The organism is Sneathiella sp. (assembly GCF_029233945.1).
Classification (GTDB): Bacteria; Pseudomonadota; Alphaproteobacteria; order Sneathiellales; family Sneathiellaceae; genus Sneathiella.
In genome coordinates this window covers 1-21,963 of record NZ_JARGOQ010000013.1, presented here as the reverse complement: position 1 = coordinate 21,963, position 21,963 = coordinate 1, and the positions used below count along the sequence as shown (strand labels likewise).

Annotated in this window: 17 protein-coding genes and 1 pseudogene; 8 read left to right on the top strand and 10 right to left on the bottom strand. The window is 52.1% G+C overall.

Annotation, left to right across the window (positions count from 1 at the left end):
- Positions 1-3: 3 nt before the first annotated feature.
- The gene (locus P1U71_RS06220) at positions 4-702 is read right to left on the bottom strand and encodes a GntR family transcriptional regulator (protein ID WP_301104699.1); all 699 of its coding nucleotides are present in this window, start codon (positions 700-702) and stop codon (positions 4-6) included.
- Between the two features lie 517 nt (positions 703-1,219).
- On the opposite strand from P1U71_RS06220, the gene P1U71_RS06215 reads away from it, so the two are divergent.
- The 6 genes from P1U71_RS06215 to P1U71_RS06190 all read left to right on the top strand — a co-directional run bounded on the left by P1U71_RS06215 (position 1,220) and on the right by P1U71_RS06190 (position 9,208).
- Positions 1,220-1,843 carry a TetR/AcrR family transcriptional regulator gene (locus tag P1U71_RS06215; RefSeq protein WP_301104698.1) on the top strand — a complete coding sequence of 208 codons (624 nt, stop codon included), beginning with the start codon at positions 1,220-1,222 and terminating at the stop codon, positions 1,841-1,843.
- Positions 1,844-2,423: 580 nt separating this feature from the next.
- Positions 2,424-3,380 (top strand): ABC transporter permease, encoded by a 957-nt coding sequence (locus tag P1U71_RS06210; protein ID WP_301104697.1) that lies wholly within the window; start codon positions 2,424-2,426, stop codon positions 3,378-3,380.
- Positions 3,381-3,418: 38 nt separating this feature from the next.
- On the top strand, positions 3,419-4,414 hold the full coding sequence (locus P1U71_RS06205; RefSeq protein ID WP_301104696.1) for a sugar ABC transporter substrate-binding protein: 996 nt from the start codon (positions 3,419-3,421) through the stop codon (positions 4,412-4,414).
- 86 nt (positions 4,415-4,500) lie between these two features.
- On the top strand, positions 4,501-6,642 hold the full coding sequence (locus P1U71_RS06200; RefSeq protein WP_301104695.1) for an SMP-30/gluconolactonase/LRE family protein: 2,142 nt from the start codon (positions 4,501-4,503) through the stop codon (positions 6,640-6,642).
- A gap of 2 nt (positions 6,643-6,644) precedes the next feature.
- Positions 6,645-7,712, top strand: coding sequence for a hypothetical protein (locus tag P1U71_RS06195; RefSeq protein ID WP_301104694.1), 1,068 nt, complete (start codon positions 6,645-6,647; stop codon positions 7,710-7,712).
- Complete coding sequence (locus tag P1U71_RS06190; RefSeq protein WP_301104693.1) at positions 7,709-9,208, top strand: sugar ABC transporter ATP-binding protein; 1,500 nt, start codon at positions 7,709-7,711, stop codon at positions 9,206-9,208. The genes P1U71_RS06195 and P1U71_RS06190 overlap by 4 nt, the downstream gene beginning before the upstream one ends.
- Positions 9,209-9,375: 167 nt before the next feature.
- Here P1U71_RS06190 and P1U71_RS06185 read toward each other — a convergent pair whose 3' ends face one another.
- The 7 genes from P1U71_RS06185 to urtA all read right to left on the bottom strand — a co-directional run bounded on the left by P1U71_RS06185 (position 9,376) and on the right by urtA (position 15,933).
- On the bottom strand, positions 9,376-9,705 hold the full coding sequence (locus P1U71_RS06185) for a zinc ribbon domain-containing protein (RefSeq protein WP_301104692.1): 330 nt from the start codon (positions 9,703-9,705) through the stop codon (positions 9,376-9,378).
- A 61-nt stretch (positions 9,706-9,766) separates the two neighbouring features.
- Positions 9,767-10,999, bottom strand: coding sequence for a formamidase (fmdA, locus tag P1U71_RS06180; RefSeq protein ID WP_301104691.1), 1,233 nt, complete (start codon positions 10,997-10,999; stop codon positions 9,767-9,769).
- Positions 11,000-11,027: 28 nt separating this feature from the next.
- The gene (gene urtE / locus P1U71_RS06175) at positions 11,028-11,717 is read right to left on the bottom strand and encodes an urea ABC transporter ATP-binding subunit UrtE (RefSeq protein WP_301104690.1); all 690 of its coding nucleotides are present in this window, start codon (positions 11,715-11,717) and stop codon (positions 11,028-11,030) included.
- Positions 11,718-11,728: 11 nt separating this feature from the next.
- Positions 11,729-12,475 carry an urea ABC transporter ATP-binding protein UrtD gene (urtD, locus tag P1U71_RS06170; RefSeq protein ID WP_301104689.1) on the bottom strand — a complete coding sequence of 249 codons (747 nt, stop codon included), beginning with the start codon at positions 12,473-12,475 and terminating at the stop codon, positions 11,729-11,731.
- An 11-nt stretch (positions 12,476-12,486) separates the two neighbouring features.
- Positions 12,487-13,632: an urea ABC transporter permease subunit UrtC gene (urtC, locus tag P1U71_RS06165; protein WP_301104688.1), complete on the bottom strand. Its 1,146-nt coding sequence runs from the start codon at positions 13,630-13,632 to the stop codon at positions 12,487-12,489.
- A gap of 10 nt (positions 13,633-13,642) precedes the next feature.
- Positions 13,643-14,569 carry an urea ABC transporter permease subunit UrtB gene (gene urtB / locus P1U71_RS06160; protein WP_301104687.1) on the bottom strand — a complete coding sequence of 309 codons (927 nt, stop codon included), beginning with the start codon at positions 14,567-14,569 and terminating at the stop codon, positions 13,643-13,645.
- A gap of 95 nt (positions 14,570-14,664) precedes the next feature.
- A complete protein-coding gene (gene urtA, locus P1U71_RS06155) occupies positions 14,665-15,933 on the bottom strand; it encodes an urea ABC transporter substrate-binding protein (RefSeq protein WP_301104686.1) in 1,269 nt (422 codons plus the stop codon).
- 234 nt (positions 15,934-16,167) lie between these two features.
- Here urtA and P1U71_RS06150 point away from each other — a divergent pair, with 234 nt between their 5' ends.
- Both P1U71_RS06150 and P1U71_RS06145 read left to right on the top strand, forming a co-directional pair.
- Positions 16,168-19,503: an ATP-binding protein gene (locus P1U71_RS06150; RefSeq protein ID WP_301104685.1), complete on the top strand. Its 3,336-nt coding sequence runs from the start codon at positions 16,168-16,170 to the stop codon at positions 19,501-19,503.
- A complete protein-coding gene (locus P1U71_RS06145; RefSeq protein ID WP_301104684.1) occupies positions 19,490-20,428 on the top strand; it encodes a DNA-binding response regulator in 939 nt (312 codons plus the stop codon). Before P1U71_RS06150 ends, P1U71_RS06145 begins: the two co-directional genes overlap by 14 nt.
- 93 nt (positions 20,429-20,521) lie before the next feature.
- Here the strand turns inward: P1U71_RS06145 and P1U71_RS18000 are convergent.
- A pseudogene (locus P1U71_RS18000) lies at positions 20,522-20,626 on the bottom strand (enoyl-CoA hydratase); the annotation flags it as partial.
- A gap of 10 nt (positions 20,627-20,636) precedes the next feature.
- Complete coding sequence (locus P1U71_RS06140) at positions 20,637-21,962, bottom strand: TRAP transporter large permease (protein WP_367281137.1); 1,326 nt, start codon at positions 21,960-21,962, stop codon at positions 20,637-20,639.
- Position 21,963 lies beyond the last annotated feature (1 nt).

Below are 21,963 nucleotides of genomic sequence, written 5' to 3'. Positions count from 1 at the left end.
AAGTCAGAGGAGAAAGTCGTTATATTTGAGGAACCACTGACGTGCGCTCCGAATATTGTCGCGCTTTAGCCCTTCGGCCTTTTCCGCATCGCCTTCCTTCATGGCCTGCAGGATGCCCTGATGCTGGCGGAAGCCTTCGCTCGCTCGCCCCGGCACCAGCATCAAGCGACGCGTCATACTCAGAACGCGATCATATATATCATCGAGCAAGCCTCTTAACGTGTCGCTTCCCGCCGCCTCAATGCAGCCTTTTCGGAATTGCGCGATCGCCGCCATATAGGCGTTAAAATCATTTTCCGAGACAGCTTTTTCCAGATCATCTCCGAACAGCTCAATCAGATCATTCCAGTATTCCGGCTCCGTATTCTGCGTTGCCAGCCGGACCATCAACCCTTCGAGCACCTCACGAACATCAAACAATTCGAGAAAGCTGTCCGCTTCAAGGCGCATAACAACGGCACCCTTATTGGGAATTCGCTCTATGAGGCCGCGCTCCTCCAGTATCCCGAAAGCATCCCGAACCCGGGATCGCGAGACACCAAATTCTTCCGCCAGCTCATTCTCTCGAATACGGGATCCGGGCGGCATTTCATTGGTCACAATGCGCCGCCGCAACTCATCGACGAGCCTGTCAGTATCGGAACCCGTGGGTTTCGGATTGGACGCAACCGTCGTCAGTTTGGTGACATTTCTTTTGGTCATAAATTTTCGATTTTTTATCGTTTGATTTCCCTGTTAGGCAAACGATATGTATTGCCAATAATATTGTCAACAATATAATATGCAATTATGTCGTCAAATACAGTCAAGGTAACGCGCCTAGGCGCACGGCTCGGCTGAAGATATTCTTCATGGACGTGGTATCGACGTCAGCTACGAAACAGTCCGGATTTGGCGGAACCGATTTGACCTGAATTTGCCGCGTAAATCAGAAAGAGAAGAACCGTTCTTTCGCCTCATTCGGCACAGCCCTGGCATCTGGATGATGCTTTCGTTCGGACCAGCAGCGAGACTTATTGCCTATAGAGAGCTGTTGACCACAAGAGCGAGGTTCTCGAGCAGCAATAAAACCTGCATATTTTAGTCAGAGAATAAATTTAATTACCCGGGGGTCAAAATTTTTATGTTACAAGGAAATTTGAACCAGAATTAAAGCCTCCAAATGATCACTATGGTTTTACATATTCAAAAACTATAGAAAAATATGAGGAAAAGCGCCTTGAATAGTCGTAAGGATCGGAACGTATTTGATAAGCGTCGCGATCATGATATCAAACGAGAAGCGGTCCTGCATATCGCCGCCGAGATGTTCAACAAAAGAGGATATGCGGCAACTTCCCTTGATGAAATCGCGAAGCATTTTGGCATTTCCAAAACGGCTTTATATTATTATGTGAAGAGCAAGCCAGCGTTGCTTCAAATGTGCTACGAGCTAACCCTCAATCTTTGTGAACAGGTTATGCAGGAAGTATTGGCAAGTGACGCCTCTGGCATTGAGAAAATTGAAACTTATTTTCGCGGCGTCATAAGCGGCGTTTTGAAGACGGGGCCCGTCGCCATCGTTCATGAATTCGCAATCCTCCCGGGGGAGGCCTATGATCACATCCATCGTCGCGCCCGTCTTTTGGATAGTAACCTTGCCGGTATCATCGAAGAAGGCATTGCCGATGGCTCGATTGCCGCAGTGCCTCCCAAATTAACAGAACTTATCCTGATGGGGGCAAATAACTGGATACAGAGATGGTTTAACCCCGAGGGTGAAAAATCCGTGGAAGAAGTTGCCGATTGCTTTGTTTTCCTTTTTGTAAATGGACTAAAATCGCGCCCGGATGAAGCGGATTAACAGCATACCGGACCGCTTCCTGGCCCAACCGCACCCATAACAACTTGAGAATCCAGGAGAGACGGATTCCGGTTCTTGATGGCCAGACAAGAAACCCGGCCATCTGCAGTTCTGTTGATTACCCTTCAATTAGTCGATGTGCGTATCGAACGTTAGAATTTCCCCACCGTAACGTTCCCGCAAGCAACAGATCACCGATGGAGGTAGGAATTTTATGCATTTTCCAAACCTGACACAGCCGGGATCAAAGGAACTAAAGGCCCCTGCCCGACATGTAATGCCTGCCCTCGATGAACGCGGATCATAGTTGCGCGCGAGGTTGGCACGGTAGATGTTGACAAGTATATTTCTCACAAGTACCTTTATTTACTCAATAGTAAAATTACGACATATTTGATAATAAGAAACTCAAAAAAGGCTGATTTCAGGGAAACAGCCGAAATGAATGGATATCGGCTTGAGTGAATCGTCAAACTCCTTACACCAACACGGAGGGCCGCTTCCGCAGAACCGACGCGGGAGGGGATTTTCCGCTGCTTTTCAGCAGTGGCAAAAACGCTTGTCCTTCAAGCAACATCCCTTGGAATATATTATACTGGGCATCACGCTGGCTCTTGTCCTGGCCTTCACAACGCTGATTGAGGGGTTTCTAACGGTTGGCAATCTTTTGATTCTTGCCCAGAACTCCACCGCACTTGCGATACTGGGGTGCGGCATGGCGGCGGTAATTATTAATCGCGGGCTGGACCTATCGCAAATTTCAGTCATGGTCGCTGTCTCTGCCGTATTCGGGCTGATGCTCAGCAATGGTGCAGACTATATGATGGCAATGGGGGCTGCATTTATTCTCGCGCTCATCCTTGGGGCGCTCAATGGGTGGCTCGTTGCCTATATTGAAATTCCCGCGTTGATGAGCACGCTTGCAACGGCCATGTTGATTGCGGGCTTTTGCCGTTGGGGTATTCTGCAAGGAGAGTTTCTTGTTTTGATACCGAAAGACTTGCCGCAAGTCATCTATATATCGACCGGCAAGATTTCCATTTTCCCCGTATCCGTTGTCATTGGTATTGTGGTTCTGATTGCAACGTTCATACTTTTAAACCTGACGGTGTTGGGGCGCATGTTTTATGCAATGGGCGATAACTATATCGCGGCGCGCCTGTCAGGCCTTTCCGTTCGGACGGCAACTATTTGGCTCTATATATTTTCTGCCATAACCGCATTCATCGCCGGAATAATCGTCTCCAGTTCCAGTGGGACAGTGGATTTTCGCATCGTGACAAATGGGACGATGTTATTTGAAGTGATCATGGTGGTGGTGCTGGGCGGCATCCCGCTGCGGGGCGGTCGCGGTGGCGTTTTCAATCTGATTATCGGCGTAGTACTGATCAGCGTATTACAAAATGGCATGACGCTTCTAAATTTGTCAGGCCAGATCCAAGACCTGGTGAAAGGGCTGATCCTCATCTCGGCTATCGTCATCGACAACTACATTAACCCCAAAGATACCGAGACGAACACCCAGGGAGACCTTTGAACTAGAAACTCGAAATGAAACAAAATGGGAGAATGAGTATGCTAAAAAAATATCTGAAACGAATGGCCAGCCTGAGCGTTGCAACAGCGCTGATTGCAGCTGCACTTACCACGCACCAAACGGCCGAGGCTGCCTCCGCCTATGAGGGCAAAAAGGTAATTTTCATTCCTATCGCCATGGGCATAACGCTGACTGAAGGGTGGTCACGGGGAATGGAGGAGCAGGCCAATCTAAATGGCTTTGGCTATGAAGTCCGTGATGCTGCCTTCAATATGAAAACAATGTCCGAAATCTTCTCCAAAGCGATCAATGACAAGCCGGACATCATTGTGGCACATAACCCAACGGTTCAGCTACTTGCCCGGCAAATTCGCCAGGCAGAATCACAAGGTATTAAAGTATTGCAGATCAACCTGCAGTCAAACCAGAAATCGACGGCCTTTGTAGGCGCAAACTGGACACGTATCGGCCATGATATTGCCGAAGATATCGTCACAGCTTGTGGCAAGGACAGCGGAAAATCCGGCAAGGTTGCGATTATCCCCGGGCAATTGACCGCCGCCGACAGCGTCCTGATGAACGAGGCGGCAATGGCCGTATTTGCGGAACATCCGGAAATTGAAGTCGTATCGAACCAGGCTTCCAACTGGGAGCCGGAAAAGGCACGCCAGATCACCGCAACCGTTTTGCAGCAGAATCCTGATCTTTGTGCTGTCTTTGGCCATTGGGGAATTCATACGATTGGGGCAGGCAACGCCGTCAAGGATGCCGGAAAAGCCGACAGCGTCCTGGTTTACGCGACCGGCGGCGGCAATCGCGTGATCTGCGACAACATCGAGGCGGGCGTTATCGACCGTTACTGGAGCTATAATGCTGATGGTCAGGGTCGTGACGCAGGTACAATGCTGCGCTTGATGATGCAGGGAGCGAAACCCGCCGAAGGGGAGATGCTGGAAGTTGAATCTCCGCTGATCGTCATCAAGAAGGAAAGCTATAAGCCGCAACAATGCTGGGACCTGCCCGCAAAGTCATAAAGTAAAGAAAGCTTTCAAAAGTCTGAAAATAGGGCCGTCAGGCGCGATCGCACGTGCCTGACGGGTGAACTACGGGGAAAGATTAGATGAGTTCTGCAGAAAACAGCGATTTCCTGGGCAGTCAGTCAAAGGTCAGGAAGCAGCACACTGTTTTGTCCTATCGGCGGATTATTTCGGATTTGCTGAATCGCAACTGGATTGAGGGCGCCATTCCTTTCATCACTTTTTTCGTACTAATCACAGCAATCCTGATTACCACAGACGGCTATTTTTCCCCATCCAACCTCAACACGCTCGCGCAGTATTCATCGGATGTGGCGATTGTCACTATTGCCATGTTGTTGGTTGTAGCAATCGGCGGCATTGATCTGTCTGTTGGGTCAACATTCGCCCTTTCCGCCTTCGTTGCACTTTATCTGTTTCATATTGCCGGCCTGCCAATTTATGTGGTCTTTCCGCTTACGCTTGTTTGTGGAGCCCTGATTGGCTTGTTCAACGGATTCCTAACCGGCATATTAGGGTGTGGTGCATTGCTTGCTACGCTTGGAACGATGATTACGGTCCGGGGAATTTTCGTCATTGTCTCTCAGGCCTATCTCGTTGAGATTTCCAACAGTGCACGGGTCGATGCGACATGGGATTACGTCGGATTTGAAAATTTCATGGGAATTCCAGTCAGCTTCTGGGCCCTGATCGTTGTCACAATCGCCGTGTATTTGATGTTCAAATACACCCGCTTTGGCTGGCATATTCTGGCGGTTGGCGGTAACCGAAAAGCCGCGCGTCATGCCGGCATTCATCTGAAATGGGTGATCGTCCTCTCCTATACACTGGGAGGCGCGCTTGTCGGACTTGCCGGGTTCCTGTTCGCAGCCCGGCAAAACAGCGCCGGTTCTGACACTGGCGTCGGGCTCGAGTTTTTTGTTTTAACAGGCTTGGTTCTAGGCCTTGGCGGGTTTACTCCGGGGCGCGGTAGCGTGTTCAGTACATTGCTCGGCTTTGCAACCATCTTCATTTTGGGCAATGTTTTGACCAATGCCGGTTTTCGCGGTGATTTTATTACCGGCATCATGGGTTTAATCCTGATTACAATTCTAACCATCGATATGAAATATCGCAAAGAGCGTCATCGGATGCTGGCACGTGCATATCTGGACCCAACCACCTTGAAGGTTGATCCGGTTCGCGATATGGGGAAATTGGCGCTGGAGTTCGGTTCGACAAAACTTGAGGGCGCCTCCCTTTTAGGCGTCGGCGAGGTCGATGGTCCGGAAGATGTCATTCTCGACCGGGAGGGAAATCTTTATTGCGGCACAAGGGACGGCCGTATTATGAAACTTTTTGCCCCCGATCATACGCGGGTCGAGACATATGTAAAAACCGGCGGCCGACCCTTAGGGTTAGCATTCGATGCCGAGGAACGACTCGTTGTGTGTGTGGCCGGCATGGGGCTTTACCGAATTGCGGGCCCGGGCCAGATTGAGCGCCTGACAAGCCAGACAAAACGGAGCTGGACATCAATTGAGGATGACCGCCATATAAGAATGGCCGATGACCTGGACATAGCGCCGGATGGAAAGATTTACTTTTCGGACGCAACCAAACGCTATGAGATGGAAACCTGGGGACTTGACCTTCTGGAGGGACGAGGTAACGGGCGGCTTTTATGCTATGATCCGACCGATGGCACCACCAAAACAGTCTGTAACAACCTGATTTTCCCCAATGGCGTTTGCCTGACCCATGATGGCCGCCATTTACTGGTTGCCAGTACATGGATGTGCGCGATACTTATCTTTGATCTGGAGCGGATGCAGGATGGTCCGCGATATTTTGCCCGTGGCCTGCCGGGATATCCGGACAATATCAACCGATCTTCAGATAGTGGTTACTGGATTGCCCTTGCCGGTATGCGCTCGCCAATTGTCGATCTTGCCATGGAGAACCCCGACTTTCGCTTGCGGATGGCAAAACGCGTCCCGCCGACAAACTGGCTGTTTGGCAATCTGAACATTGGTGGGGTGCTGAAATCGGATGCAAACGGTGAGATTATTGATGCATACTGGGACAAATCCGATGGCCCCCTCTACATGATCACGTCAATGCGAGAGCATCGCGGTTCCCTGTTTCTTGGCGGCGTGACCAACAACAAGATTGGACGGATTGATCTTGCAGAAGCGGATACGGGCTGGAATGGTCCGGACAGCTACTGGTCCGGGAGCAAATAATCATGATGTTCAAATTGAAGAAGAAAAAACCGGCGCGAATTTCCCTGCTGGACGGTCCGTTGTGCCCCAATGATTTGCTGGAACAGGGCGCAGGATTTTCTGTCGCAAATCCCAATGATTTATGTATTGCCCCGGATGGCTCGCTACTTGTCAGCAGTGGCAAGTCCATCCTGCGCCTCACTGACTGGGAAAAGGGCGTCTTTGATTTAGTAGCTGAGTTTGACCATGACGTCAGCGCATTGGCGTGTCGGCAGGATGGCGTCATTGCTGTTGGCCTTAAAGGCGCGGGTTTGCGCATGATAACTCAGGAAGGCGCTCCCTCTCCCGGTTGGCACGGATTGGAAACATCGGCTCAAGATGTTCAGGCATGCAGCTTTTCCCATAGCGGCGCCATTTTAATCGCCGATGCAGGCGTAGGAGATGGGCATACATCCCTTATGCAGGATCTCTATAGTAAAACCGGAAATGGCCGGGTGGTCCAGTTCACTGAAGAAGGTGACGTTAGTGTAATTGCTGACAAGCTGCGATTTCCATATGGCGTCCTCGAGACGCGCGAGAAAGAAGTACTTGTCTGCGAAAGCTGGTCTGCCAGCATTTTAAAACTGGCAAAAGACAAGCCATCCAAAGCTGTTCTGCAAGATGCCCCCGGTTATCCGGCGCGCATCAATCCATTGTCTGGGGGTGGCTATGTTTTGTCTCTGTTTTCACGGCGTGACCCGCTCATTGAATTTGTCTTGAGCGAAACGGAATTTCGCGACCGAATGGTCGCCGAGATTGACCCTCAATACTGGGTTGGGCCCCGGTTTGCCGCAAATACCGATTACAAAGTTCCGATCCAGATGGGCGCCGCTCGCCTGTTTGGTGACATCAAGCCGTGGGCTCCGTCATTTTCCTACGGTCTGGTAATCATCCTCGATAATAATTTCACACCTCTCTCAAGCGCACAATCGCGCGCAAATGGCACGCGTCACGGCATTACATCAGCATTGGAATGGCGGGGTGACTTGATAGCGGTCAGCAAGGGGAGTGATGAACTATTAAAAGTCACTTCTATGGATCAACTGATATGACAGTTTCATCTTTCCTCAAAGTAAAGAACGCAACCAAGACCTATGGCGGCTTCCCGGCGATTGATGCGGTTGATTTTGAACTTAACCCCGGGGAAATTCATGCGTTGGTCGGTGAAAATGGTGCCGGAAAATCCACTCTTTGCAAGGTTATCGCCGGGGTCGTTCTTCTGGATGGCGGCGACATCACCTTTGAGGACGCCCCATTTTCCCTGAAATCACCTCGTGATGCCTTTGATAAAGGCATATCCATGGTGTTTCAGGAAACGAGCCTGGTGCCGCAACTTTCTGTCGCCCAGAATATGGTGCTCGGTCGCGAACGGCTTTTCAATTCCGCCCGGAAGCTGAGCGATGAGTGCCGCCAATTATTACGATCGCTTAACTTTAATATCGATCCGGCCATGAAGGCCGGCGCTTTAAGTGCCGCGCAGAAGCAAATGGTCGAGATCGCCCGTGCGGTATATAATAAATCACGTATTATCATTCTCGATGAGCCGACGGCCGCCCTGACACCGGAAGAAACCGATCATCTTTTTTACCTGATGAATGACCTTCGCCAAAAAGGCGTCGCGATGATTTTCATCTCCCACGCGCTTGAGGAAGCCTTGACCCACGCCGACCGCATCACCGTTTTACGAAACGGAAAGAAAATTACGTCTGGCGATGCCGGTACTTTTGATCGCAACAGCCTGATCCGGCATATGGTTGGACAGGATCTTGCCAGCGAAACAACCGCAAAATCAAAAATACCTCCGGCATCCCGGGCGCGTAAACCGATGCTGAAAGTTGAAAATGTGCGGATGGGCAATATGGTCAATAATATGTCATTCTCCGTCTTTCCCGGGGAAATCACAGGTATTGCCGGATTGATCGGGTCTGGGCGAAGCGAAATTGCAAAGGTAATTATCGGACAAATTAAACGCAATTTCGGCGGCGGCCATATATATCTCAATGACAAGGAAATCCGCTACAGGCTTCCGGCGCAAGCCGTTCAGGACGGTATTGCCTATGTGACGGAGGATCGGAAAGTTGACGGATTTTTCGAAACCATGGGCGTCTTTGAAAATGTATCGCTGGGGTGGATCGCAAAATGGGCGAAAGGCAAGTTCCTGATTAACCGGAAAAAGTTGAGGCCCAAGGTTCTTGAGTTGCAGGAAAAATTATCAATCAGGGGTATTGGCGAGTTTCAAACCGTACATAAGCTGTCCGGCGGCAATCAACAAAAAGTCGTAATTGCAAAAACCCTCATCCAGGAGCCGAGCCTTGTCATTTTTGATGAGCCTACCCGGGGAGTGGATGTCGGAGCCATTGCCGAAATCCGCGATATAATCCGAAACATAGCCAATAGTGGCGCCGGTGTTGTTGTCATTTCTTCGTACCTGCCTGAAATTCTCGATGTATCCGACCGCATCCTGGTGGCAAAGGGGGGCACCATCGTTGCCGAGTTTTCCCGGGATGAAGCCTCACCTGAGAAAATATTGCACGCGGCAATCCATTAGATAGGAAGTCTTTATCGCAAAAATTATTTACGAAGGGAATAATTTCGGCACCGCCATCTAAGGACGCCTCCCGATAGGCTGGAAAACGGTATATCCGCCGTGATCAGAGCATCTCCAGCTTGCCTCAGATTAAAGGGTAGATTTAACAGTCTCTGGCGAGACATTATCTAATGTGAAATCATCCAGGGGCGCTTGGTCGGAAAGCTTTTCGAGCCATCCGGCCGATGGAGCGTACTGGAGTTGATTTTTTTTGATCCACCCCCGCAGCAACCGCAGCCCGGCCCGTGAGAAGATTTTTTCGGCTCATGAGCACTTTTCTCGTTTGTTTGATGGGCGTGGCGTGTGCTGCTATCCAGAATGGCAAGCCTTGGCGCGGCGATCATCCGGGGGGAGGCTATTCCGCAGGCCGGGCAGTTTTTCGGATCTGCATATTCGGCTACTCGGGCCATATCATCGAATGGTCCGCAATCGTCGCAGCAATATTGATACAGGGGCATAAGCTGTCTCCAAAGTCGGGCGGGAAAACTCCCGCCCGCGTCCTGAAATGAGGGATATTAATTAGAGGTCCGGCGCCAACGGCACATCGATGGACCCATCAAGATATTTCACAGGCCCGTCCGTGTTTGGCATCATGTCCCATTCGAAAATATCCGTTGGCAGCCAGAGCGTTGCGCAGGCATTCGGGATATCGACAACCCCGGAAATATGCCCCTGCACTGGCGCGGTGCCAAGGATCGCGTAGGCCTGAGCGCCCGTGTAACCGAACTTTTTCAGATACTCGATCGCATTCAGACAAGCCTGACGATAGGCGATATGGACATCGAGATAATGCTGTTTACCCGCCTCATCGACGGAAATGCCTTCAAAAATCAGGTAGTCATCATATTTCGGTGTAATTGGCGATGGCTTGAAGATCGGGTTCTTCACGCCATATTTGCTCATGCCGTCCTTGATAAGCGACACCTTGATATGCAGCCAGCCCGCCATTTCAATGGCGCCGCAGAAAGTGATCTCACCATCCCCCTGGCTGAAATGCAAATCCCCCATGGAGAGCCCCGCCCCATCGACATAAACCGGGAAATAAATTTTCGAACCGCGGGATAGGTCCTTGATATCGCAGTTCCCACCATGTTCGCGCGGCGGCACTGTCCGAGCGGCCTCAGCCGCCGCCTTATCCCTCGCTTCACCGGTCATCTTTCCCATATGCGCGGTCGGGCCACCATCGGGAAGCGTTGCGAGTTCCGGGATTCGGTCCGGGTCGGTCGCAACAAGCCCACTCTCTCGCTCATTCCACATGTCCAGCATCTTCTGATCCGGCAAACAGCCGATCAAGCCAGGATGGATAAGGCCCGCATAGCGCACCCCCGGCACATGACGAGACTTGGTGAACATGCCTTCGAAGTCCCAGATCGATTTCTGGGCTTCGGGGAAATGTTCGGTCAGGAAGCCGCCGCCATTCTGTTTTGAGAAAAAGCCGTTAAACCCCCAAAGGCTGTCTTCCATCGTGCCGATATCAAGAATATCGACCACCAGCAGATCGCCCGGCTCCGCCCCTTCAACGCCGATCGGACCGGAGAGATAATGAACCTGCGCCAGTTCCACATCGCGAACGTCGGCGGCATCATCGTCATTCTTGATCTGCCCGCCCGTCCAGTCGTAGGTTTCGACCTTGAAATCATCACCCGGCTTCACCCAGACGGCCATCGGAATATCGGGATGCCAGCGGTTATGGATTTTCTCGTTCGTTAGCGGGCTTTCGCCAAGGTTCACTTCAATAAGGGTATCAGTCATATTGCCTCCTCTGGGTCACATTGATTTGTTAGACGGATAGGAATTTCGAAACTTTTTCTTCGTCGATGCCGTCGCGCGGCGCTTCATGGACAAATTCGCCATTTTCAAGGACAAGCACCCGGTCTGCGACATCCAGCGCGAAGCTCAAGACCTGTTCTGAAACGATAATGGAGAGCCCCCGTTCATCGCGGATACGGCGCAGCGTCCTTGCCATCTCGCGGATGATGGAAGGCTGTATCCCCTCGGTCGGTTCATCAAGAAGAAGGACCTTCGGTTTGGATGCGAGCGCGCGGGCGATGGCGAGCTGCTGTTGCTGACCGCCTGAAAGATTACCGCCCCGGCGTGATTTCATTTCGACGAGAACGGGGAAGAGCTCATAGATATCCGGGCTGACCGTTTTCTCCCCGGTAATGATCAAGCCGGTTTCGACATTTTCCTCAACCGTCATGGAAGAGAATATCTGTCGCCCCTGCGGCACATAGGCGAGACCATTGCCAACCCTTTCATAGGATTTTAAATTCTCAATCGATGTTCCATCAATCTCGACATGTCCTTGCTTCGTCGGCACAATGCCCATGAGGGTTTTCATCAAGGTTGTCTTGCCCATGCCATTGCGACCCATGATCGCAACGATTTCACCAGGCTTGACCTCAAAATCAAGACCATGAAGGACTTCGGATTCGCCGTAAGCGGAGCGAAGATTATCAACTGCTAACATCATTTCCTCCATTAATGGCCAAGATAGACTTCAATAACTTTAGGGTCGGCCTGCACATGAGCCATGGACCCTTCCGAGAGGACCTTGCCCTGATGCAAAACGGTGACCCGGGTCGCGATATCCTCGACAAATTTCATGTCATGCTCAATCACGATCACGGACCGGTCCTTTATGATGCGATTGAGCAACTCGGCCGTTTGTATGCGCTCGGCGACCGACATGCCGGCTACAGGTTCATCGAGCATTAACAGCTCCGGATCCTGGATCAACAGCATCCCAATCTCCAGCCACTGCTTCTGGCCATGGCTCAGGAAAGCTGCCTTTTCATCCAGAAGATCATCCAGGAAAACTTCTCCCGCGATCTCGTTGATGCGGGATTTAACCGGATCATCGCGGCGAAACATCAACGCACCGAACACGCCATGGCCCTTAGGGTAAGAAATCTCCAGATTTTCGAAAACGGTTAGATCCTCATACACGGTCGGCGTCTGAAATTTCCGCCCGACGCCTGCATGGACAATCTGATCCTCCCGCATTTTAAGGAGTTCCTGGTTCTTGAACTCAACCTTGCCGTCGGTAGCCTTGGTGCGCCCGCAGATGAGATCGAGAACTGTTGTCTTCCCGGCGCCGTTCGGACCGATAATCACGCGGCACTCATTCGGCTCCACATAGAAACTCAAACCATCCACTGCCTTGAAGCCATCGAAGGAAACGGTAAGATTTTCAACCGATAGCAAAAAATCCGGTCGTGCATTCATTGTCTTTCCTCCTATTCGGCTGCGGTTTTAATGGCATCGAAGTCTTCTGTACTGCTGTCATCTCCGGCTTTTCGCTTGAATATGACGAGCAGCCGGGGCTCTACATGGTCTTTGTAAAGGCCGGCAAGACCGTTCGGGAAAGCAAGGACGACGGCGATAAAGACCGCGCCGAGGCCAAGCAGCCAGAGCTCGGGGAAGAGTTCCGAGAAGGTTGTCTTCGCGAGATTGACGAGAAGCGCACCGTAAACCGCGCCAATAATCGAAAGCCGGCCACCAACAGCGCAGAAAATCACCATTTCGATGGAGGGAACGATACCGACAAAGCTCGGCGACATAAAACCGACCTGCAAGGTGAACATGGCGCCGCCAACGGCGGCAAAGGCTGCCCCGGCGCAGAAAACAAAAATCTTGAAATTGGCGACGTCATAGCCCGAGAAACGCACCCGATCTTCCTGATCCCGCATGGCGATCAGGATACGGCCAAGCTTCGATTTTCGGATCAGCTGCGCGATGAAAAGGCAGACAAACAGTAGACCGCCATTCACGAAATAGAGCAAGACTTTGGCGTCATCGGTACGAATATCCCATCCCTTAAGGGTGCGAAGATCGGTGATACCATTGACCCCGCCGGTATAACCCTGCTGACCGATAATCAGGATCGTCAGGATCGCGGCAATGGCCTGTGTGATAATGGCAAAGTACACACCACCCACCCGACGCCGGAACATGGCAACACCGATGATAAAGGCGAACGCAACCGGGATAAGGATGACAGCAAACAAACTGAAGGTAAGGCTATGGAACGGCTCCCACCAAAGCGGAATTTGAGTGATCTGGTTCCAGTCCATGAAGTCCGGAATGCCCGGCGTGGACTGGATCTTGGTAGCTTCTGGGCTGGAAGCTTCCAGCTTCAGGAACATCGCCATGCAATAGCCGCCGAGACCGAAGAACACCCCCTGCCCAAGGCTCAGGATACCGCCCGCACCCCAGCAAAGAACCAGACCAATCGCGACAAATGCATAAGTCAGATACTTGCCGAAAAGATTGAGGCGAAAGGTATCTAGCCCGACCGGGAGGATAACGAAAATCAGGACGGCGAGGATGGCAAAAGCTACCAGGTCGCCCGTTGAGAAGAATCGATTGCCTTTTAATAACATCAGACTAACCTCATTTCCGGAGTTTCAAAGCGAACAGGCCTTGCGGACGCAACATCAAGATGCCAACGACGGTGAGCAGGGTCAGAACCTTGGCCATGGATCCCGATAGGAAGAACTCCATGATGGATTGCGCCTGAGATATCGAAAAGGCCGAAGCGATCGTGCCGAGAAGACTTGCCGCACCGCCAAAGACAACCACAAGGAAGGTATCCACGATATAGAGCTGACCGGCGGTCGGCCCGGTGGAGCCAATCATTGTAAAGGCAGATCCCGCCACACCGGCGACCCCACAGCCAATGCCGAAGGTGAGTCTATCCGTGCGTTCCGTATTAATCCCGACGGCGCCGGCCATCACCCTGTTCTGGGTCACCGCGCGAACCTGCTTGCCCCAGGAAGAGCGGAACATCATGATATACACGGCAGTTGAAATACCAACGGCAAGCACCATTACAAAGATACCATTAATTGGAATTTCGATCATGTCGGTGAGCGGGAGCGAGCCCATCATCCATTCCGGGATTGTCACGCCCACTTCACGCGCACCGAAGACGGAGCGGTATACCTGCTGCAAGATAAGGCTGAGGCCCCAGGTAGCCAGAAGCGTGTCCAAAGGCCGCTTGTAGAGATGCCGGATCATGCTCCATTCGACCAGCATCCCGAGGGCCGCCGTTACAAAAAAGGCAAGTATCATTGCCAGAAAGAAGTAAATACTGAAAAGCGAGGGTATGTAAGTTGCAAATAAATTTGAGGTCAGGTAGGTGACGTAGGCGCCCAGGATCATAAATTCGCCATGCGCCATGTTGATGACGCCCATCTGCCCGAAAATAATGGCAAGTCCGAGCGCCATAAGGACAAAAACCGAGAAAAGAATGAGGCCTGCAAAACCCTGCATGGCGAAAATAGCCCCAAGCTCTCCCATTGAGTATTCGGCAAACATATGCTGTCTCCTACCTGTGATAATCAATTGGTGCGAAAGAGGATGCGTAGGTTGGCCGCCCCGCGGACGAAAGCGGCCAACCCCCTACGCAAAGCCTATTGATATCCTTCCGGGAACGGGTCGGGCTCGACCAGTTCTGCTGTTTCAAAAACAACTTCATACTGGCCGTCAGCCTTGGCGTGACCCACACGTGTCTTCGACCAGAGATGGTGGTTTTTGTGAACCTTGACGTAGCCTTCAGGGGCGGTCGTGAGTTCGATACCCGGGCTCGCCTCGCGGACTTTGTCAATATCGAAGGAGCCCGCCTTTTCAACCGCCGCCTTCCACAGCCATGGACCGAGGTAAGCGGCCTGGGTAACGTCACCAATGACCATATCGTCGCCCCACATCTTCTTGAATTCCTCAACAAAGGCGATGTTGTTCGGATTGTCGAGACTCTGGAAGTATTTCATGCAGGCGTACGCCCCTTCGATATTCTCTCCGCCGATGCCGCGGATTTCGTCCTCGGTCACGGAGATGGTCAGAAGGACCGGTTTTTCCTTGGTCATGTCGATGCCGGCCGCTTTCAACTGCTTGTAGAAAGCAACATTGGAACCGCCAACGACAATGGCGTAAATAACGTCCGGCTTTTTCAAGCGGATCTTGTTGATCACAGAGTTAAACTGAGTATGACCGAGGGGATAATACTCCTCACCCACCACTTTCAGGCCCAGCTTCTCGATATGCTTGCGGGCAATCTTGTTGGAAGTACGTGGCCAGATATAGTCCGAACCCAAGAGATAGAAAGATTTAGCGCCTTTGGTTTCGGCAACCCAGTCCAGACCTGCGATAATCTGCTGCGTTGCTTCCTGCCCCGTATAGATAACGTTCGGTGATTCTTCGAGCCCTTCGTAGAAGGTCGGGTAATAGAGGAAACCGTTATACTGCTCGAAAACCGGCAAAACCGCCTTGCGGCTGGCGGAAGTCCAGCAGCCCATAACAGACGCAACCTTGTCATTCACGAGAAGCTTCTTCGCCTTCTCGGCAAAAGTCGGCCAGTCTGACGCGCCATCTTCCTGAATATATTTAATTTTACGGCCCAGAATACCGCCCTGGGCATTAATCTGCTCAATGGCTAGCTTTTCAGCCTGAACCGACCCGGTTTCGGAAATCGCCATCGTTCCCGTAATTGAATGCAAAATGCCGATGGTCACGTCCTCGTCAGTGACCGCCAGCCCTGTAGTATTGACCGCCGCGGTCGGATAATCCGCCGCCTTCAGGAATTTCGGCGCAAAAAGCGACGCGGCAAGTGCCGTTCCGCCCATCAACACCGAGCGGCGTGACGCTTCCATTGTCTTGATTGATTTTTTAGGTGTATCGGACATTTCTTTCTCCTTATGAACCTGCCTGTTCAGTCCCTAGCAACAGCGCTCATCGCTGCCTTGCACAAAAGATTGGAGAAAAATGTTGCAATGCAACATACGTCGTTTAACGTATGTGCATGCGCCTTTTGACGGTGCATAAATCAAGTGGGAAATACGGGACCGGCAAAAGGGGGAAATGAATTCAACGGCAAAGCAGGTATTTGAAATGATCCCCTTCTCCATAGGGAACTAGAGATGAAACCAATTTTTGGCGTCATGCGTGAGCGGCGGCGGTATAATCAATGGGTTGCGAATGAAACCCTGGAAGATTTCGCCCTACGCTTTACCGCGCGCCGCGCGCGGCGCTGGTCATACCTCCGGGTGACCAATACGGCCCTTGGCTCCATTTCTTTCCTCGCGCTGGAGGCTATCGGCGGCGCAATCACGCTCCGATATGGATTTGATACGGCGATCACGGCGATTATGCTGGTCGGTTTTTTACTCTTCCTCACAGGCATTCCAATCAGCTATTACGCGGCCAAATACGGCGTCGATATCGATCTTTTGACGCGCGGCGCCGGATTTGGCTATATCGGATCGACCGTTACCTCGCTGATCTACGCCTCCTTCACCTTTATTTTCTTCGCGCTGGAAGCCGCGATACTGAGCTTTGCGCTTAATCTCTGCTTCGACATTCCCATCGGCCTTGGATATATTCTCAACGCGCTTGTCGTCATACCGCTTGTGACCCACGGCTTTACCAAAATCTCCAAATTCCAGGCCTGGACACAGCCCTTCTGGATCATCCTTCATATCCTTCCTTTCGTGCTCCTGGCGGCGGCGGGCTATGATATTGACAGCTGGACTGCCTTTGAAGGGTTCGGCCCGCCGGAGGCTGGCGGCATGACCCTCGTGATGCTTGGCGCGGCGTCCGGCGTTGTTTTCTCCCTCATCGCCCAGATTGGGGAACAGGTTGATTTTATTCGCTTTCTCCCCGAACCAAAGACCCGAAATGATAAAGCGAAATGGTGGGTGTCGCTGATGTGCGCCGGTCCCGGCTGGACCATTCTTGGCGTCGCGAAGATGCTGGCAGGCTCTTATCTTCTGACCTTCGCGATATCGACAGGGGTTTCCTCGGATATCGCCGCCGATCCCAACCAGATGTATTTCGCCGCCTTCAGCCAGGTTATCGAAAACCCGATCCTCGTGCTCTCCCTCACCGGCGCCTTTGTGATCCTGAGCCAGCTCAAGATCAATGTGACGAATGCCTATGCGGGCTCTATCGCCTGGTCAAATTTTTTCTCGCGCCTGACCCACAGCCACCCCGGGCGTGTTGTCTGGATGGTATTTAATGTCGCAATTGCCCTGATGCTCATGAACCTCGGGGTTTTCGGCGCGCTTGAGACCACACTCGCCGTTTACTCCCATGTCGCGCTTGCCTGGATCGGCACGATTGTCTCCGACCTTGTCATCAATAAACCATTGGGTTTAAGCCCACCGCATATCGAATTCCGCCGCGCCTATCTTTACGATATCAATCCGGTCGGCCTCGGCGCCATGGGGAGCGCATGTGTCGTCTCTTTCATTGCTTATTTTGGGCTGTTTGGCGAAACGGCGATGTCCCTCTCCTCCTTTATCGCACTCTTTACCGCCATTCTGGTTGCGCCGTTGATCGCCTTTACAACAAAGGGACGATATTATATCGCGCGCGCTGCTGCTGATATTCCCAAACCGCTTGAGACATGCTGCATCTGCGAATATCGCTTCGATGCAGAGGATATGGCCGACTGCCCTTTTTACGAAGGGCCCATTTGCTCGCTCTGCTGTTCTCTGGATTCGGTCTGCCGAGACGCGTGCAAGCCTTTCGCCCGTCTTGATCAGCAAACCAACCAGTTTCTACACTGGGCTTTTCCAAAGAAAATCGTCACATTGCTGCAATCGCGCATGGCGCAGTTCTCGATCCTCACCTCAGCGATTGCCGGGCTGATTGGGGTCCTTCTCTGGGTTATTCGAAATCAGGCCGGAACAAACAGCTTCGATATAACCCTGACCCTGATTTTTTCCGGCCTGCTGTTTATTGTCGGGGTGTCGGTCTGGCTGTTCATTCTTGCCCACGAAAGCCAGCATGCTGCCTGGCAGGAAAGCAACCTGCAATCCCAACGCCTGATGCGCGAAGTCCGCGCTCACCAACGCACAGATGCCGAACTTCAGGATGCCCGCGACAAGGCAGAAGCCGCGAGCCAGGCAAAGAGCCGCTATATGATGGGGCTCAGCCATGAGCTGCGCACGCCACTCAACGCCATCTTCGGCTATGCGCAAATTCTCTATAAGGATCCCAATACGCCCCCCAACCGGAAAGAAGCCGTTTCCGTCATCCGCCGCTCCGCAGAGCATCTATCAGGGCTGATAGAAGGGCTGCTGGATATCTCCAAAATCGAAGCGGGCCGGATCGAGATTTATCGCGACCAGATCGATTTCCCTCTTTTCATGTCCCAGCTGGCTGGCATTTTCGAAATGCAGGCGACGGAAAAGGGCCTCAATTTCAGCTATGACGTGGTTGGCAAGCTGCCGCACTGGATCGCGACGGATGAGAAAAGATTGCGGCAAATCCTGATGAACCTGCTGTCCAACGCCATTCGCTATACCGAGGCCGGAGACGTTAAACTGATCCTGTCCTATCGCAATGAAGTCGCAAATTTTGAGGTGCGGGATACAGGCATCGGGATACCGGAAGACAAGCTCGATAAAATATGGAAACCGTTTGAGCGGGTCGGTATCAAGACCATTCGCGGCACGGGTCTCGGACTTACCATCACCAAACTGCTGGTCGAAATGATGGGCGGAGAAATCCTGGTCGAAAGTCAGGCCGGAAAAGGAAGCAGCTTCAATCTGCGCATGATGCTGCCGACGATATTCAAGGCCAGCCAGCTAAATGAAACAACGGAAACCCGGATTACCGGCTATTCCGGCCAGCGCCGCAGTATTTTCGTTCTCGACGACGAAACGGATCATTTAAAACTGATCGAGACCCTGCTCGCCCCCCTCGGATTCAAGCTATACCTCGCCTCAAACCTCGATACGGCTCGGGATATGCTGAACATCTCCAAGCCGGACCTGTTCCTGCTGGACATCGACCTTCCGGACATATCGGGGTGGGAATTCGCGGCTCAACTTCGCCGCGGTGTCCACCGCGCCACTCCGATCGTCATGGTATCGGCCCATGCTCTTGAAGGGCGCATCAAAAAGAACGGCCCTGAAGATGCCCTGCATGATGCCTTTATCACAAAACCGGTCAGCTTCTCGAACCTGCTGGAGCAAATCCGCGCGCTATTGAAGCTAGAATGGACCAAGGATGTTCAAAAACCGCTGAAGGACCCGGGAAACTTCACCCTGGATGAACCCGACCGATCTCAGATCATCTCTATGGCCAGAATAGGGAATGCTTCTGCCATCCGCTCCCATCTGGACAGGCTGGAAACCGACGCGCCGGATCTGCAGTCCGGATTGCGGCCCTTGCGCAAGCGTCTGATGGACTATGATTTGCCCGGATTGATAAAAGATTTGGAGGCAACTGCCGATGATACTGTCTGATTTTGACCATCGCCGCCAAATTGTTCTGGTCGTTGATGACAATCCTGAATCCCTCTCAATGGTCGCGACAGCCATAGAAGAGGCAGGGATGACGGTTCTGGTCGCGCGGGACGGTCAAACCGCGTTGGAACTGGTGACACGGATACAGCCGGATGTGGTGTTAATGGACGCGGTCATGCCCGGCCTTGACGGGTTTGAAACCTGCGCCCGCCTTAAATCCGGCCCCGACATGATCCATGCGCCGATCATCTTTATGACCGGCCTCAGTGAGCCGGAACATATTCTGCGCGGACTCGAAGTCGGCGGGGTGGACTATGTGACCAAGCCGGTAAACCCTGACGAGCTGATTGCCCGGCTGACTGTCCATCTAACAAATGCCAAGATGATTGAAAGCGCGCAGAATGCACTTGATGCAGGGGGACGGCCGGTTTTGGCCGTCACCGAAGAAGGCCAGTTGATCTGGGCCTCCCCGGAGGCGAAAAAGCTGGTGGATCAACTTGCCAATTTTGTTGATGACGGCAACCGGCTTACAAACCCAAAAATGCTCGACTGGCTTTCCCAGCTGGTCAAAACACCATTGTCACAGACTCTCCCTTTTAGGTTAGGGAAAAAAGACGATCTGATGGAGATTTGCCTGCTTGGCATCCGGACGCCGAGGGAGATTTTACTTTCGATCGAAAAGATATCCGATACGGACCCGAAAAAAGCCCTTATCAGCGAGTTTTCCCTCACCGCACGGGAAGCAGAGATTCTCATCTGGCTGTCACGCGGAAAAACCAATCGCGATATCGGCGATATCCTCTCCATCAGCGCCCGCACGGTGAACAAGCACCTCGAACAGATATTTCAAAAGCTGGGCGTAGATAACCGGACATCGGCCGCCGTCATTACGGACAGAATTTGCCGGAAAGCAGGCGCTGTTTGAATAAGAGCATTATCTTGGATCGATTAAATTGTCCTTTTCGTCACGCAACTCTGGGCCGACCGCACGAGCCCGGCCGTCATTTTCTGCGGCAAACCGCTTCGCCCATTGTGGACCGCAATGATACATCCACATCTGGTTAGGCAAGGAACCCAGACCTCTCGCCGGGGGAAATCCAATTTTCGCGTCATCAGCTGCAACGTTCAAGTTCCTATAGTGAATTTGGCAGGAAAAGTGACAGAATTGGAAAAATCAGGATCAGCGCAAAAATGACGAGATCCATGGCGAGGAAGTTGATGACACCACGGAATATGGTGTGCACCGGTATGGTATTATTGACGACACTGTTGATGATGAAGACATTGAGGCCAACCGGCGGCGTGATCAATCCGATCTCCAGCAATTTAACGACAACGACGCCGAACCAGATCAGATCGTAGCCCATTCCCTCGATCAACGGGATGACAAACGGCAGGGTGAGCAGCATGATACCCAGCGGATCCAGAAACATCCCCATGACCAGATAGATCAGGGCAATCATTATCAGAATGGCCCAGTCCGACATCTGATAATGTTCGATGAGGTTGATGAGATCATGAGTAAGGCCCGTCAAGGAAACAAAGGCCACAAACATCTTCGCACAAACAGCGATAAAGAAAATGGTCGCGCTTTGCAACGCAGTGTCCTTCATCGCCTGCAGAAAATGCTCCCAGGAGAGTTTTTTCGCCAGAACACCATAAGCCAAAGCAATAAGCATCGAGACAGCCGCGGCCTCCGTTGCAGTGAAAATACCGCCATAGATCCCACCGATGATAACCAGGAAAAGTGAGAAAGCCGGCCATGCCCGAAAGGTCGCCTGCCAGCGCTCCCGTGCGCTATAGGTCTCATCGGCAATTGGTGCATCTTCCGGCTTCAGCTTGGACCAAACAAAAACAACGGTCAGGATCCCCATAAGCGATAACAGTCCCGGGATCACTCCAGCCAAGAACAGCTTATTGATCGACTGTTCCGTAAACAGGCCATACATGATGAACAGGATACTCGGCGGGATTAACGCCCCTAGCGTACCACCGATCGCCACTGTCGACGTCGCAAGCTGCGGGCTATAGTTGAAACGCATCATTTCCGGAATACAGATCCGCCCCATCGCCGAGGCGCAGGCCAGACTGGAGCCGGTAATAGCGGAAAATCCCGTACAGCCGATCGCCGAGGCCATGGCAAGCCCGCCCGGTACCCGCGCCAGCCAGACACGCACCGCAAAATAGATATCCGTGGTGATCTCGGCATGATACGCGATATGGCCAAGCGCAATAAACAGCGGAACCATACTTAACGGATAGGAATGCAGAAATTCAAATACATTCGAGGAAATGAGCGCCAGTGTCGGATACAGTGCTTTCGCCGCCTGAAACTCATCCCCGGATTTGTATCCAAAAAACAAATATGTACAGATAATCGCTAAGCCTGCCAGTGCAAAACCAATTGGCACCCGTAGACAAATTAGCGCAAGGGTAATGATGAAGCCAAACAGGCTGATG